Raw genomic sequence first — 14,390 nt, forward strand, 5'->3', positions numbered from 1 at the left:
GGTGCCAGCGGGGGGCGGGCGATTATGCCTCAACTCACTCGGGTTGGCCGATCATCGTGCGAATCTTGTTGGCCAGCAGGTCGATGGAAAACGGTTTGGCTACCATGTCCATGCCTTCCTCCAGAAAACCCTGACGTTCAGCGGCCGTTTCCGCGTAACCGGTCATGAACAACACTTTGAGATCCGGGCGATGCTGACGGGCGATCTCGGCCAATTGCCGACCGTTCATGCCCGGCAGCCCGACATCGGTCACCAACAGATCGACGCGCAAGTCGGATTCCAGCAGCGGCAGGGCGGTCTTCGCATCTTCGGCTTCGTGTGCGTGGTAACCCAGCTTATTGAGCAAGTCGAGCACCAACATGCGCACAGCCGGATCGTCCTCCACCAACACCACGGTTTCCCCGGCAATCGCCGCTGGCGCCTCGCTTTTTACCGGCATCAGCACGTCTTGCGGTTCCATGTCGTGCAGGCGTGGCAAGTACAGTCGCACGCTGGTGCCCTTGCCCGGCAAACTGAACAGGCTGGCATGCCCGCCCGATTGCTGGGCGAAGCCGTAGATCATCGACAACCCCAGGCCAGTGCCCTGGCCGATGGGTTTGGTGGTGAAGAAAGGGTCAAAGGCCTTGGCCAGCACCGACGGCGTCATGCCGGTGCCGTTGTCGCTGACGGCGATCATCACGTAGTCCCCGGCCCTGACCGGTTCCAGCGTGGAGAGATCGTTGCCGTCGAGGTAAACATTGGCCGTTTCGATCAGCAGTTTGCCGCCATCAGGCATCGCATCGCGGGCGTTGATCACCAGGTTGAGCAAGGCGTTTTCCAGTTGACTCACGTCGGTGCTGATCGGCCAGACTTCATCGGCCAATTGCAGGCTCAGCTCGATGTGGTCGCCCTTGGTGCGGCTGAGCAAATCTTCCAGCGAGCGCACCAGCTCATTGGTGTTCAGCGGCTTGCGATCCAGTGATTGACGCCGGGAGAACGCCAGCAAGCGATGGGTCAACGCGGCGGCGCGATTAGCTGAGGACACGGCGGCGTCGGTAAAACGGCCGATCTCGTCGGTGCGCCCCTCAGCGATATAGCGCTGCATCAAGTCAAGGCTGCCGATGATCCCGGTCAGCATGTTGTTGAAGTCATGGGCGATGCCACCGGTGAGTTGGCCGACCGCTTCCATTTTCTGCGCATGGCGCAAGGCATCTTCGGCGCGTTCACGCTCGAACATCTCGTTTTGCAGACGCTGGTTGGCTTGCGCGAGCTGTTGAGTACGGGCAGCGACGCGCTCTTCCAGGGTTTCGTTGAGATTGCGCAGGGCTTCTTCGGTCTGTTTACGCTCGGTTTCGTCGATCACAAAAATATAGAACCCATTCACCGCGCCATCCGCACCGTGGCGCGGCAGGTAGTTCATCAGTGCCTGGCGGAGGCTGCCGTCACGGTGCGGCGTGCTGATGCTGAAACAACATGGCTTGCCCTTCAGCGCGTCGGCGATGTATTCGGCGCGCAACGCATAGGCCTCCTCACCCAGCACCTCACGAATGGTTTTGCCGTAAAGCTCCTGTGGCGTCAGGCCATACCAGTCCAGGTACGCAGCGTTATTCAGGCGGAAACGCTCTTCACTGTCGACGTAGCTGATCAGGACTGGCATGGCGTTGATGATCAGTTGCAGCTCGGTCTGACTCTGGCGCAATGCCTGCTCGGTGTGTTTGCGCTCGGTCAGGTCCAGCGCAGCGCCGAGAAAACGCATCGGCCGGCCGTGGTGATCCTTGTAGCAGCGCCCCCGCGCAAACACCCAGCGCACTTGGCCGTCGGGTTGCAGCAGGCGATATTCCTCGGCGTACTCGGTGCCATGGGTGATGCAATGCTTGATGCTGCGCGCAATCAACGCCCGGTCTTCTGGATGCACACCGTGCAGGTATTCGCTGATGGGCAACTGCCCGGCCATGCCCGGATCGACGCCGTGCAGTTGGGCGAAATGGGCGTCGGCGAGGAAGCGGTCTTCGCCGATGTCCCAGTCCCAGGTGCCGACCGCATCGGTGGCGGCCAGGGCCAGTTGCAGACGTTGCTCGGTGTCGCGCTGAGCCTTGAGGCTGGCGGCCGAGCGCTGTTCCAGTTCCAGTGCGATTCGGCGGCGTTCGTTGGTTTCGATGGCCGTGACCAGAATGCCGGCGACCTCGGCGTTTTCATCGCGAATCGGGCTGTAGGTCAAATCCAGCCAGAAGTCGGACGCCTCACCGTCACGTTGCAAGGTAAAACGCTGTTCGCTGTAGGTGCGCACCTGGCCCTGCAGGACGGCGCTGTAAATCGGGTCGGTAAAGTCCTGGAGTTCCGGCCAGATCTGGTGCGTCGGTTGTCCGAATGCATGTGGATGCTTGCTGCCGGCGAGGAAGGCGAAGCCATCGTTGTAAATCTGCGTGAGCTGCGGTCCCCATAGCAACAGCATCGGCATCGGTGAGTGAATCACGATGTCCACGGCGGTGCGCAAGCTCTGCGGCCAGGTGCCAGCAGCGCCCAATGGGGTGCTTGTCCAGTCCAGTCGGGCAATCAAGGCCAGGGCATCGCTGCCGGTGGGTGCTGCGTTCATCAAGTGGTCCTGCGTTTAAGTCGGCGGCGTTTTCTATCTCGTCGGGCGGTAGACGCTGGTTGACCCGTATTGGGTCATTATTTTTTCATTGAATGCTTTGCGGGGGCTTTTTGCCATGGAAATCGATGTTTGCGCAAATCATGGGCTGGCACAGTAGTTCACTGTCAATCAAGGAGTTCGGCGCGGTTGCGGAATTGTTCGAGCGCTTCTGGATTGGCGAGTGCATCGGTGTTTTTCACCTTTTGCCCATGCACCACATTTCTCACTGCCAACTCGACGACCTTGCCGCTGATAGTGCGCGGAATATCGGTCACCGCGAGTATTTTTGCCGGCACATGCCGAGGCGTGGTGTTGGCGCGGATGACCTGGCGGATCTGTTGCTGCAAGGCTTCGTCCAGTTCAACACCGTCCTGCAACCGCACAAACAGTACCACCCGCACGTCATCCTGCCACTGCTGACCAATGGCCACGCTGTCCAGCACCTGCGGGACTTTCTCTACCTGACGGTAGATTTCCGCCGTGCCAATGCGCACGCCGCCAGGGTTGAGCACTGCATCCGAGCGACCATGGATCACCATCGAGCCGTGGGGCAGTTGCTCGGCATAATCGCCCTGGGCCCAGATGCCAGGGAACTGGCTGAAATACGACGCCCGCAGCTTTTCCTGCTGCGGGTCATTCCAAAAACCGATGGGTATCGCCGGAAAGTGCCGGATACACACCAATTCACCTTTCTCGCCGATCACCGGCTGACCGGCGTCATTCCACACTTCGATGGCCATGCCCAGGCTCTTGCCCTGCATCTCGCCCCGGCGCACCGGTTGAAACGGGTTGCCGTTCACAAAGCACGAAACGATGTCGGTGCCACCGGACATCGAGGCCAGACACACGTCGGGTTTCAGGTCGCGGTACACATAGTCATAACTCTGGGGCGACAGCGCAGAACCGGTGCAGAGCAGGGTTTTCAGGCTGCTCAGGTCATGGCTATCCCTTGGCTTCACGCCGTTGCTTTCCAGGGTCGCGAGGTATTTGGGACTGGTGCCGAAGACGCTGATGCGTTCGTCGTCGATCAGGTCGATAAGGCGTTGAGGATCAGGATGGAACGGCGAGCCGTCGTACAGCACCACGGCGCTGCCCACGGCGAGGGCCGAGACCAGCCAGTTCCACATCATCCAGCCGCACGTGGTGTAGTAGAACAGGCGGTCGCCGGCACCGAGATCGCAATGCAATCCGTGTTCTTTGACGTGCTGAAGCAACACGCCGCCGGTGCTGTGGATGATGCATTTGGGCACGCCGGTGGTACCGCTGGAATAAAGGATGTACAGCGGATGCGCAAAGGGCACGGGGACGAAATCCGGCTCGCCGCCAACGTCGTAGAAATCCTCCCATAACGTCACGTTGGCACGGGTATGGAAATCCACGATGTGCGCCTGCGGCCTTGCATAAGGCACCACGATCAACTGCTGCAACGAGGGCAGGCGTTGAAGGATTTCATTGATTTTGCCGGTCTGGTCGATGTCCTTGCCGGCGTAGCGGTAGCCGGCGCAGGTAATCAGTACTTTCGGTTCGATCTGGCCGAAACGGTCGATCACACCTTGAGTGCCAAAGTCCGGCGATGAGCAGGACCAGATCGCGCCCAGGCTGGTGGTGCCGAGCATCGCGACCAGCGTTTGCCAGGTGTTGGGCATGCACGCCGCCACACGGTCGCCGAGGCCGACACCCGCGGCGATCAAACTGTGCTGGAACCCGGCCACATGCTCCGCCAGCTCAGCCCAGGTCAGGTGTTCGCGCTGGCCGTTCTCGCCAATGGCGATCACCGCGATGGCATCGTCGCGACGGCGCAGCAGGTGTTCGGCAAAGTTCAGGGTGGCGCCGGGGAACCACTCGGCGCTGGGCATTTGCGGGCCCTCGACAAGTATCGCGTCGGCTTGATCGTGGAAGCGGATGTCGAAGAAATCGACAATGGCCTGCCAGAAGTCTTCACGCTGATCGATGGACCATTGGTGCAGGGCCGGGTAGTCATCGACGTGGAGGTGGTGGCGCTGAATGATGGAGCGCCGAAAGGCCTCCATGCGCGACTTGCCGATGCGCTCGGCGTTGGGTTGCCAGAGGATCTCGGACATGGCTTGCCTCTTCTTCTATCTGCAGATCTCTTCGCGAGCAGGCTCGCTCCCACATTGAAATGCGATCCCCTGTGGGAGCGAGCCTGCTCGCGAAGAACGATAACGCGGTCTAGTGGCGGATTACTGCGCCAACCACCCACCATCAATATTCCACGCCGCGCCACGCACCTGGCTACCGGCCTCGCTGCACAGGAACAGCACCAGTTCACCCAACTGCGGCGGGGTGATGAACTCCAGTGACGGCTGCTTCTCTGCGAGCAAATCATGCTGCGCCTGCTGCGGATCGATCCCGGTCGCGGCGCGGTCATCAATCTGCTTTTGCACCAGCGGCGTCAGCACCCAGCCAGGACAGATCGCGTTGCAGGTCACGTGTGTGGTTGCAGTTTCCAGGCCCACCACTTTGGTCAAGCCGATCACCCCATGCTTGGCCGCCACATACGCAGCCTTGCCCACCGACCCCACCTGACCATGCACCGAGGCGATGTTGATGATCCTTCCCCAATTCTTGGCCCGCATGCGCGGCAGGCACAAGCGGGTGCTGTGAAACACCGACGACAGGTTGATCGCGATAATCGAGTCCCAGCGCTCCACCGGAAACGCTTCCACCGATGCGACGTGCTGGATGCCGGCGTTGTTGACCAGAATGTCGATGCCGCCGAACTCACGCTCGGCGTAGTCGATCATCTCGGCGATCTGCGTCGGGTCGCTGACGTCAGCCGGGTGATGACCGACCTTGCCGCCAAACTGCTGGACCTCGGCAATCACTTTGGAGGCATCACCGAAACCATTGAGCACCACGTTGGCGCCGGCCTTGGCCAGGCTGAGCGCAATGCCCAGGCCGATGCCGCTGGTGGAACCGGTGACCAGTGCGGTCTTGCCTGAAAGAGTCGTCATGAATACCTCACACAATGCCAGTGGCGTAGAAAATGCCGATGACCACGAAGACCGCCAGGGTCTTGATCAGCGTAATACAGAAAATGTCTTTATAGGCTTCACGGTGCGTCAGGCCGGTGACTGCCAGCAAGGTAATCACCGCGCCGTTGTGCGGCAGGGTGTCCATGCCGCCACTGGCCATCGCGGCCACGCGGTGCAGCACTTCCAGCGGAATGTTGGCCGCATGGGCCGCCGCGATGAAGTTATTGGCCATGGCCGCCAGGGCGATGCTCATGCCGCCCGAGGCAGAGCCGGTGATGCCCGCGAGCACGGTCACGGTAATGGCTTCGTTGACCAGCGGGTTCGGAATGCTCTTGAGCCAGTCGGCCAGCACCAGGAAGCCCGGCAACGAGGCGATTACCGCCCCGAAGCCGTATTCCGAGGCCGTGTTCATCGCCGCCAGCAACGAACCGCCGACTGCACTTCGACTGCCTTCGGCCAACTTGCCGCGAATCGCCTGGAAACCAAACACCAACACCATGATGATGCCCACCAGCAACGCTGCCTGAACCGCCCAGATCGCCGTCAGCTTGGCGATTTCAGTGGTCACCGGCGCGGCCATGCCCGCCAGCTGGAGGGTGTGGGTCTTGCCGTACCACTGCGGAATCCACTGGGTAAACAACAGATTCGAGATGCCCACGGCCAACAGCGGCGACAGGGCGATCCACGGGTTAGGCAGTTTGATGTCGAGTGCTGTTTCCGGCTCGTTGCGCAACTCGGTGCCATAGCCTTCGCCGGAGCGCTGGGCCTTGTTGCGCTGGCGCTGAAGAAACAGCATGCCGGCGCAGAACACGAAGATCGCGCCGATCAAACCCAGCCACGGCGCCGCCCAGGCGGTGGTGTTGAAGAAAGTGCTGGGGATGATGTTCTGGATTTGCGGGGTGCCGGGCAGGGCGTCCATGGTGAACGAGAACGCACCGAGGGCGATGGTCGCCGGAATCAAACGCTTGGGGATGTTGCTTTGGCGGAACATTTCAGCGGCAAACGGATAGACCGCGAAGACCACCACAAACAGCGACACGCCGCCGTAGGTGAGCAGGGCGCAGACCAGCACAATCACCAACATCGCTTGACGCGTGCCAAGCAGGCGAATGGCGGCGGCGACGATTGAGCGGGAGAAGCCGGACAACTCGATCAGTTTGCCGAACACCGCGCCGAGCAGGAACACCGGGAAATACAGTTTGATGAACCCGACCATTTTCTCCATGAACACCCCGGTGAAGACTGGGGCAACAGCGGAAGGGTCGGTGAACAGAACGGCGCCGAGGGCGGCAATCGGGGCGAAAAGGATAACGCTGTAGCCGCGGTAAGCAGCCACCATCAGCAGCGTGAGGGCTGCCAAGGCAATGATCACACTCATGGTGTGTCTCCTGGATTGTTATTTTTGTAGGGTAGGTCTTTTGTGGGAGAGGGCTTAAGCGAGATTCGTGCCATACACTTAGGTCATTGAAATATAAGGATATTTGTTTCGTTTTTGATGGGCTTTCGAGATGGTTGTCTCTCATTTGAGACTTGTTTGGCAGTGATGGCCTCATCGCGAGCAGGCTCGCTCCCACAGTTTGAGCGAGTCACCCATGAAAACGCGTCCCCCTGTGGGAGCGGGCTTGCCCGCGATGGTCTGTCTAACAATGGAGATCTGTGTCTCTTTATGGAGACTCGACAATCCCCAACGCCACCATCTTCTTGTACAAAGTCGATCGCCCCAACCCCAATCGCGCCGCCGCTTCAACCACCTTGCCCCCGCATTGCGCGAGGGTGCTTTCAATCAATTGCCGGTCAAATCGCACACGCGCTGCACTAAATGTCTCATGCGCAACCGGCTCGATCGCCAGCGGCGCCGCTCGCTCTACTGCCGTGAACGTGCCAATCGCCGCACGAATCTCCGCCGCATCCAGCACCAGGTCATCACTGAGCAACGCCGCCCGCTCCAGAACGTTGCGCAGTTCACGGATGTTCCCCGGCCACGCGTGCTGGCCCAACAGCTCCAGTGCCTCGGGGTTCAGTTCATGCTGACTGCGCAATTCCTCAAGGATCGCTTCGCTGAGTGCCGGGAGGTCATCGAGACGATCGCGCAGGGGAGGCACGTGGATCGGCAGTACGTTGAGGCGGTAGTACAAATCCGCGCGAAACTCGCCTCGTTTGATCGCGGCCGCAAGGTCCGTGGAGGTGGCGGCAATCACCCGCACATCGCTCTGGATCACTTCGTTGGAGCCGACCGGTTCAAATTCCTTTTCCTGCAAAACCCGCAGCAATTTGCTTTGCAGCGGCAGCGGCATGTCGCCGATTTCATCAAGGAACAAGGTGCCGCCCTGGGCGATCTGCAACTTGCCGGCGCGGCCCTTGCGGTCGGCGCCGGTAAACGCGCCGGGGGCGGTACCAAAGAATTCCGCTTCCAGCAACGATTCGGGAATCGCCGCGCTGTTGATGCTGACGAAGGCTTTGTGCGCGCGGGGCGAAGCACTGTGGATCGCCTGGGCCAGCAGCTCCTTGCCGGTGCCGGTTTCACCGAGCAACAATACCGGCGACTCGGCGCTGGCGCTGCGCCGGGCACGGCGTTTGACTTCCAGGCTCGCAGCGCTGGTGCCGATGAAGTGGGCGAAGTTGTATTTGGTCTGCCGCGCCCGCAGTAGCGAGCGGGTGGACGCCAGTTCCTCCTGCATGCTCATGTAGCGCTTGAGCATCGGCGACAGGCTGCGCAATTCGTCGAACAACGCAAACCCTATCGCGCCGATCACCACGCCCTCATCGTCGTGAATCGGCAGGCGCATGACCACCAGCGGCTCTTTCGACGTGTCCTGCATGTCCAGCAAAATCGGGCGTCCGGTGCGCACTACCTCACGCAAGAGGCTGCCGGGGATCACGCTTTCGCAGGACTTGCCGATGGCGCCTTCTGCCGACTCCAGGCCGAAACGCCGGGCATACCGCTCGTTCATCCACACGATGTTCGCATCGCGGTCGACAATTACCGTGCCTTCGCTGGACTGCTCGATGATCTCGAACAGCGATCGGATCGCCAGCAGGCGGACCCGTTGGTAATCCTTGAGGCTTTCGGTGGTGTTCATGGTGATCTTGTCCAAAATGTTTAGTGTCGGTGCGGGCCTCATCGCGAGCAGGCTCGCTCCCACAGGGGAATGCATTCCAAATGTGGGAGCGGGCTTGCTCGCGAAGGCCGCAACTCGGTCTTGCGACTACCGCGGATGCGCCGCCGCCAAAAGCTCTTTGGTGTACGGATGCTGCGGCGAATCAAACACGTCATGGCTGGCTCCGCTTTCCACCACCTTGCCGTCCTTGATCACGATCATGTCGTGGGCCAGGGCGCGTACCACCGCCAGGTCATGGCTGATAAACAAATACGTCAGACCGTGTTTTTCCTGAAGCTGGCGGAGCAGGGCGACCACTTGTTTTTGCACGGTGCGGTCTAGCGCCGAGGTCGGCTCGTCCAGCAGGATCAGCGCCGGTTTCAGCACCAGCGCCCGGGCGATGGCGATGCGCTGACGTTGGCCGCCGGAAAATTCGTGCGGGTAGCGATGACGGCTTTGCGGGTCCAGGCCGACTTCTTCCAGCGCCCGAATCACTTCGACCTTGCACTGTTCATCGGTCAACTGGCTGTGAACTTCAAGGCCTTCGCTGATGATCTGGGCGACTGACATCCTCGGACTGAGGCTGCCATAAGGGTCCTGGAACACCACCTGCATTTTCTTGCGCCACGGCCGCAGTTGCTTTTGCGTCAGCCCATCCAGCTCCGAACCCTGAAAGCGGATGCTGCCTTCGGAATCGAGCAACCGCAAGATCGCCTGACCGAGCGTCGACTTGCCCGAGCCGGACTCACCGACGATGCCCAGCGTCTTGCCACGCTGAATGTTGAGGCTGATGCCGTCCACTGCGGTGAGGTACGTCTTGCGCTGAAACAAGCCACCGCCCAGGGGGAATTGCACGCGCAGATTGCCCACCTCCAGCACGTTTTCGCGCTCATCGCGGGGCAGGGCTTCGCCTTCCGGTTCGGCATTCAACAGCACACAACTGTAGGGGTGCTTCGGCTCGGTGAAAATCGTTTCGCAAGTGGCCTGCTCGACGATTTCCCCGGCCTTCATCACACAGACCCGCTGGGCAATGCTGCGCACCAGATTGAGGTCATGGCTGATCAGCAGCAACGACATGCCGAGCCGTTGTTGCAGCGATTTGAGCAGGATCAGAATCTTGCGCTGCACGGTCACGTCCAGCGCCGTGGTGGGTTCGTCGGCGATCAGCAACTCCGGTTCGCAGGCCAGGGCCATCGCGATCATCACGCGTTGACGCTGGCCGCCCGAGAGTTGGTGAGGGTAGGCCTTGAGCCGCTCCTTGGGCTTTTGAATGCCGACAAGGTGCAACAACTCAAGGATCCGCGCTTGTGCCACTTTTCCAGTCAGGCCTTTGTGCAGAAGCAAGGTTTCGCCGATCTGCTTTTCGATGCTGTGAAGGGGATTGAGCGACGTCATCGGCTCCTGAAAAATCATCGCGATCCGGTTGCCGCGCAATTCACGCAACACGTTGGCCGGGGCGCCGAGCAGTTCCTTGCCGCGATAACGAATGCTGCCGGTGGTTTCGGTGCCGGATTCGGGCAGCAATTGCAGGATCGAATGCGCGGTCACCGATTTACCCGACCCCGACTCGCCGACCAGCGCCAGGCATTCACCGGGGCGGATGTCCAGGCACAGATTGCGCACCACGGTTTCGCCATTGAAGGCAACGCTGAGGTCACGGATTTCGATCAGGGGGGTACTCATATCAACAGTCCGCGTCAGGATCTCGGATCGAAAGCATCACGTAATGCCTCGCCGATAAACACCAGTAAAGAAAGAATCAGCGCCAGCGTGAAGAACGCCGTCAGCCCCAGCCACGGCGCTTGCAGGTTCTGCTTGCCCTGGCCGATCAGTTCGCCGAGGGATGCACTGCCGGCGGGCATACCGAAACCAAGGAAGTCCAGTGCCGTCAGGGTGGTAATCGCCCCGGTCAGAATGAACGGCAGGTAACTCAGGGTCGCGTTCATCGCGTTGGGCAGAATGTGCCGCACGATCACTTTGCGATCCGTCAGGCCCAGCGCCCGGGCGGCCTTGACGTATTCCAGGTTGCGCCCGCGCAGGAACTCGGCGCGCACCACGTCAACCAGCGCCAGCCAGGTAAACAGCGCCATCATCCCCAGCAGCCACCAGAAATTCGGTTCGACGAACCCCGAGAGAATGATCAGCAGGTACAGCACCGGCAGCCCGGACCAGACTTCCAGCAAGCGCTGGCCGATCAGGTCGACCCAGCCGCCGTAATAGCCTTGAAGGGCGCCGGCGGCAATGCCGATCAGGGCGCTGACAAAGGTCAGCATCAATGCAAACAGGATCGACACCCGGGCGCCGAAAATGACCCGGGCCAATACATCCCGGGACTGATCGTCAGTGCCCAGCCAGTTCACATTCGAAGGCGGACTTGGTGCAGGTTTGTTGAGGTCATAATTCGGTGTGTCGTCACTGAACGGTATCGGCGGGAACAGCATCCAGCCGCCGTCCTTTTTGATCAGCTTCTGCACATAGTCGCTGCGGTAATCCGCCTGGAACGGCAGTTGCCCGCCGAACGCCTGCTCGGTGTGGCGCTTAAACACCGGGAAATACCATTGCCCCTGATAGCTGACCACCAACGGCTTGTCGTTGGCGATCAACTCGCCACCCAAAGTCAGCGCAAACAGGCCAATGAATAACCACAGCGACCACCAGCCCCGACGGTTTTTCTTGAAACGTTCAAAACGACGACGGCCCAACGGTGAAAGCTTGAACATCAGGCATTCCTCGCGGCGAAGTCGATACGCGGGTCGACCAGGGTGTAGCAGAGGTCGCCGACCAGTTTTATCAGCAGGCCAAACAGCGTGAAGATGAACAGCGAGCCAAACACCACCGGATAGTCGCGCGAGACGGCGGCTTCATAACTCATGCGGCCCAGGCCATCGAGGGAGAAAATCACTTCGATCAGCAAGGAGCCGGCGAAAAACACGCTGATGAACGCCTGCGGAATGCCCGACACCACCAGCAACATCGCATTGCGGAAGACGTGCCCGTACAGCACCCGGCGTTCGCTCATGCCTTTGGCGCGTGCAGTGATGACGTATTGGCGGGTGATTTCGTTGAGGAACGAGTTTTTGGTGAGGATGGTCAGGGTGGCGAAACCGCCGATCACCAGCGACGTCACCGGCAGCACCAGGTGCCAGAAGTAGTCGGCGACTTTGCCCACGGTCGACAGCGACTCGAAGTCGTCCGAGACCAGTCCGCGCACCGGGAACCAGTTCAATGAGGTGCCGCCGGCGAACACCACGATCAGGAACATGGCGAACAGGAACGCCGGCATGGCGTAGCCGATGATGATCGCGGTGCTGCTCCAAATGTCGAAATGGCTGCCGTGTTTCACGGCCTTGCGGATACCCAGGGGGATCGACACCAGATAGGTGATCAACGTGGCCCAAAGCCCGAGGGAAATGGTCACCGGCATTTTTTCCAGAATCAGGTCGGTGACCGTGGCACCACGGAAGAAGCTCTTGCCGAAGTCGAGCCGGGCGTAACTGGTGAGCATCAGCCACAGGCGTTCATGGGCGGGTTTATCGAAACCGTATTGTTTTTCGATGTCCTTGATCAGCTGTGGGTCGAGGCCACGGCTGGCACGCGAGGTGCCGTGCATGGTTTCGCCGGACCCGCCACCAACCGCCGCACCACCGATGCCTTGCAAGTGCGCAATGGCCTGTTCCACCGGACCGCCCGGTGCCGCCTGGACGATGACGAAGTTGACCAACAGAATGATCACCAGCGTCGGAATGATCAGCAGCAGACGCCGCAGTATGTAAGCCCACATCAATGCGGCCCTCCGGGTTTGCCACGGCTGATTTGCTCGGCGGTCATTTGCTGGTTGGTCAGCGGCGTCGTGCTGATTTCCCACCAGCTCTCGATGGCTTCGTCATTGCTGGCCTGCTCGTTCGGTCGGCCGAACCGGTTCCACCAGACGGTCGATGTGCCAGGCGGGTAATAATTGGGAATCCAGTAGTAGTTCCATTGCAGCACCCGGTCCAGCGCGTGGGCGTAACGCAGCATCTCGGGCTGGGTGGTGGCGTGGACGAGGCCGGTGAGCAGGGTGTCGATCGCCGGGTTCTTCAGCACCATATAGTTATTGGCGCCGGGGTCGTTGGCCGAGATCGAGCCGAAGTAATTGAACAGTTCGCCCCCCGGGGAGGTAGTCACCGGGTAGCCGGTGACGATCATGTCGTAATCGCGGCTCATCAGGCGATTCACGTACTGCGAGGAATCGATACGGCGGATGTTCAGGTCAATGCCGATCTGTTTGAGGGTGCGCTTGTAAGGCAACAGCAATCGGTCCATGCCGTTCTGGCTGACCAGGAAGGTAAAACTCAGCGGCTCGCCATCGGCGTTGACCAGTTGATCGCCATCGGGTTTCCAGCCAGCCTGTTCGAGCAGGTCCAGCGCTAGCAACTGCTTGTCGCGAATCACACCGCTGCCATCGGTTTTCGGTGCTTCGAAGACCTGGGTGAACACCTCGTCGGGGATCTGCCCCCGTAGCGGTTCAAGAATGGCCAACTCCGCCGCATCGGGCAACTGTCCCGCAGCCAGGTCAGTGTTGGAGAAGTAGCTTTGCTGGCGGATGTACAGGTCGCGCATCATCTGCCGGTTGCTCCACTCGAAATCCCAAAGCATGGCCAGCGCCTGGCGCACCCGGCGGTCCTGGAAAATCGGGTTCTGCAGATTGAAGACAAACCCCTGCGCCGTCTGCGGCGCGTCTGTTGCCAAGTGAGCCTTCTGCAGGCGACCGTCGCTCAGGGCCGGGCTTTCATAGCCGATGGAATAGCCGGTGGCGGAAAATTCGCGGTTGTAGTCATAGGCCCCGCCCCGTAGCACCTGGCGCGCGACGTCGGTGTCACCGAAGTATTCGATGCTGAAGCGATCGAAGTTGTAGAGGCCACGGCTGACGGGTAAATCCTTGCCCCACCAATTGGCGTCGCGCTCGAAGGTGATGCTGCGACCGGAGTCGACTTTGCCCACCTTATAAGGGCCACTGCCCAGCGGCGCTTCGTACCCGCCGCCGCCGGCGAAGTCGCGGGTCTTCCACCAATGCTCGGGAAACACCGGCAGCGTCGCGATGTCGAGGGGCAGGGTGCGGTTTTCGTTGCTTTTGAAATCGAACCGAACGGTCAGAGGCGACTCAACTTCCACGCCTTTGACGTCTGCGAATTGGGTGCGATAGCGCAGGCTGCCCTGAGTCATCAACAGGTTGAAGGTGTAGCGCACGTCTTCGGCCGTGATCGGTTTGCCGTCGGCAAAGCGTGCCTTGGGGTTGAGATGGAAACGCAGGAACAGACCGTCGTCCGGGCGCTCCATCTTTTGTGCGACGAGGCCATATACGGTGTAGGGCTCATCCAGCGAGCGCTGGGCCAGCGGCGAGTAGAGCAAACCGTCGATTTGAGTGACGCCAATGCCCTTGTCGATGTACGGCAGGATATGGTCGAAATGACCGATTTCGATCGCCGAGCGACGCATTGTGCCGCCCTTGGGGGCCTGCGGGTTGGTGTAGGCAAAATGACTGAAACCTGCAGGATACTTCGCGGGTTCGCCGTACACGGTCAATGCATGTTGCGGTGCAGCATTCACACCGGCGGCACCCAATAGCAGCGCCACGGCAGTGAACAACAAAGTGGGGAAAGCCAGTCGCATTGTCAGCCTTAGAGCCGGAGGATCGAAAACCACAAT

The 14,390-nt window shown here is 60.4% G+C and carries 9 protein-coding genes; all 9 read right to left on the reverse strand.

The genetic code is table 11. The features are described 5' to 3' along the window. Positions 1-34: 34 nt before the first annotated feature. Complete coding sequence (locus J2Y56_RS00390; protein WP_310347799.1) at positions 35-2,572, reverse strand: PAS domain S-box protein; 2,538 nt, start codon at positions 2,570-2,572, stop codon at positions 35-37. 164 nt (positions 2,573-2,736) lie between these two features. Further along, entirely contained in the window at positions 2,737-4,692 is a 1,956-nt protein-coding gene (locus J2Y56_RS00395; RefSeq protein WP_310347803.1) for an acetoacetate--CoA ligase, read from the reverse strand. 120 nt (positions 4,693-4,812) lie between these two features. Continuing rightward, positions 4,813-5,586, reverse strand: coding sequence for a 3-hydroxybutyrate dehydrogenase (hbdH, locus tag J2Y56_RS00400; protein WP_007943540.1), 774 nt, complete (start codon positions 5,584-5,586; stop codon positions 4,813-4,815). 7 nt (positions 5,587-5,593) lie between these two features. Further along, positions 5,594-6,985: a GntP family permease gene (locus J2Y56_RS00405; RefSeq protein WP_007943539.1), complete on the reverse strand. Its 1,392-nt coding sequence runs from the start codon at positions 6,983-6,985 to the stop codon at positions 5,594-5,596. A 286-nt stretch (positions 6,986-7,271) separates the two neighbouring features. After that, entirely contained in the window at positions 7,272-8,687 is a 1,416-nt protein-coding gene (locus J2Y56_RS00410; protein WP_310347806.1) for a sigma 54-interacting transcriptional regulator, read from the reverse strand. A gap of 126 nt (positions 8,688-8,813) precedes the next feature. Continuing rightward, positions 8,814-10,388, reverse strand: coding sequence for an ABC transporter ATP-binding protein (locus tag J2Y56_RS00415; protein WP_310347809.1), 1,575 nt, complete (start codon positions 10,386-10,388; stop codon positions 8,814-8,816). A gap of 14 nt (positions 10,389-10,402) precedes the next feature. Further along, positions 10,403-11,425 carry an ABC transporter permease gene (locus J2Y56_RS00420; protein WP_007943536.1) on the reverse strand — a complete coding sequence of 341 codons (1,023 nt, stop codon included), beginning with the start codon at positions 11,423-11,425 and terminating at the stop codon, positions 10,403-10,405. After that, positions 11,425-12,486: a microcin C ABC transporter permease YejB gene (locus J2Y56_RS00425; protein WP_310347813.1), complete on the reverse strand. Its 1,062-nt coding sequence runs from the start codon at positions 12,484-12,486 to the stop codon at positions 11,425-11,427. The genes J2Y56_RS00420 and J2Y56_RS00425 overlap by 1 nt, the downstream gene beginning before the upstream one ends. Continuing rightward, positions 12,486-14,354, reverse strand: coding sequence for an extracellular solute-binding protein (locus tag J2Y56_RS00430; RefSeq protein WP_310347815.1), 1,869 nt, complete (start codon positions 14,352-14,354; stop codon positions 12,486-12,488). Before J2Y56_RS00430 ends, J2Y56_RS00425 begins: the two co-directional genes overlap by 1 nt. Positions 14,355-14,390 lie beyond the last annotated feature (36 nt).

The organism is Pseudomonas sp. BE134 (genome assembly GCF_031456105.1).
Classification (GTDB): Bacteria; Pseudomonadota; Gammaproteobacteria; order Pseudomonadales; family Pseudomonadaceae; genus Aquipseudomonas.